The 2,096-nt window shown below is 28.6% G+C and carries 2 protein-coding genes; both read right to left on the bottom strand.

Translation table 11 applies throughout. The features are described from left to right. Window positions 1-117 precede the first annotated feature (117 nt). On the bottom strand, window positions 118-1,668 hold the full coding sequence (locus NSA58_RS19365) for a YifB family Mg chelatase-like AAA ATPase (protein ID WP_039679628.1): 1,551 nt from the start codon (window positions 1,666-1,668) through the stop codon (window positions 118-120). A gap of 11 nt (window positions 1,669-1,679) precedes the next feature. Continuing rightward, complete coding sequence (locus NSA58_RS19360; protein WP_039679629.1) at window positions 1,680-2,024, bottom strand: YraN family protein; 345 nt, start codon at window positions 2,022-2,024, stop codon at window positions 1,680-1,682. Between the last annotated feature and the right edge of the window lie 72 nt (window positions 2,025-2,096).

Genomic DNA, 2,096 nt, shown 5'->3' with positions numbered 1-2,096 from the left:
CCGATCTTTTCACTAAGATTTATAATTTCTTCCACACAGCCAACTTCTTCTATTATTTTCCCAAGAGTTATAGTACTTATTCCCTTTATTGATTTTATACACAAATAAATATCCTTCTTATACATGGTTTAACTCCAATCTAGATTTAAAATATGTATAATAAGCTTTTCTAAATGAGTAAGATTCCAATATATGATTTTTCTTTATATTTTCTTCACCTTCTAAATCAGCTATTGTTCTAGCAACTTTTATTAACTTCGTATAGCTTCTATTGCTTAACTCATGCTTATTATAAATATCATCTAATATATTTTTACTTTCTTCATCTAATTCACAATATTTGTCTATCATAGTTGTACTCATCTCATTGTTAGTATTTATAAGTTCATTTTTAAATCTTAGTTTTTGTATTTCCCTTGCTTTTTCCACTCTACATCTTATTTCTTCAGAAGTTTCTTCCTGTGATTTTTCATTAAGTTTTTCGAAAGGAGTCTGTATCATTTCCACAAATATATCAAACCTATCTAAAAGTGGTCCTGATAATCTATTTCTATATCTAATAATCTCATAACTTTGGCAGCGACATTCTGTCTTTGACAAATATAAACCACAGGGGCAAGGATTCATAGCTGCAATAACTAACATATTACAAGGATACTTAACATTTTGTCTTACTCTTGCTATATTCACATATTTATCTTCCATTGGTTGTCTTAAACTTTCTAATATTCTTCTATCAAATTCTGCTACTTCATCTAAAAATAATACACCTCTATGAGATAAAGTAATTTCTCCTGGCTTTGAGTTAAAACCTCCACCTACTAATGATTGCATGGTTGTACTATGATGAGGTGATCTAAAAGGTCGCTCTGTAATTATTCCATCCTCTTCATTAATTAAGCCTGCAATACTATAAATCTTGCTTATTTCAATCATTTCTTCTTTGTCTAATTTGGGTAGTATAGTTCTCATACGTTTCGCAACCATAGTTTTTCCTGATCCAGGTGGACCCACCATGATGAGATTATGATTTCCTGCTGCACATATTTCTGCAGCTCTTTTCACAAAATAATTTCCTTTTACATCTTTAAAATCTTCAGTGTAATTAAACTCAACATTATGTACTTTTAAATCTTTATAATTTAAATCAATATTTTTATTCCCATTAATATAATTAATACATTCCTGCAAATTTTTTACAGGGATAATTTCTATTCCATCAATAAAATTACTTTCTCTTAAATTATCATACGGTATAAATATACGTTTAAAGTTTTCCTTTTTTGCTCCAATTACTAAAGGTAAAATTCCCTTTACCTTTCTCAAGTGCCCATCTAAAGATAATTCTCCAACAAAGATGCACTCATCTAAGTAATAATCATCTCTATTCAAATATTTCCTCAGTATACCTATGGAAATTGGTAAATCTAAAAATGAACCTTCTTTCTTTATATCTGCCGGTGATAAATTTACTACTATTCTTGAATTGGGGAAATCATAACCACTATTGATTATTGCTGATTTCACCCTTTCCCTAGCTTCTCTTACTTCCGTCCCTGGAAGTCCAACCACATTAAATGATGGAATTCCTCTCGTTATATCCGTCTCCACCTTTACTAAAAAGCTATCTATTCCTATTAAATTATTAGAATTTATTATACTTAACATGTTTCCCCTTTCTAAAAAGCATTCACAATATGATTTATTTTCTTTTCATTAAAATAAATTTCAATTACATCAAATCTAATGGATAAATTTTCTAAGGAGTTATCCAAAATATAATATTTTGCCACACTAGTTATCTTTCTTTTTTTCTTATAATTTACGGCCTCCGATGGATATCCATAATTTATATTGCTTCTACCTTTGACCTCAACGAAAACTAATTCACCATTCAATTTTGCTATTAAATCTACTTCACCCATTTTTGTTCTATAGTTTCGTTCTATTATTTTTCCACCTTTAGAAATAATGTATTTTAATGCCATTTCCTCGCCTAATTTACCTTTTTCAATATTATTCATATTTTCACCTTATTATTTTTATTATGTGATTATTGTCAAGGTAATTGCCATATATACAATTTTTTTTATAAT

It is taken from the genome of Terrisporobacter muris (assembly GCF_024621905.1).
GTDB lineage: Bacteria > Bacillota > Clostridia > Peptostreptococcales > Peptostreptococcaceae > Terrisporobacter > Terrisporobacter muris.
The sequence above is the reverse complement of the archived record's forward strand: the minus strand, read 5'-3'. Positions and strand labels throughout refer to the sequence as shown.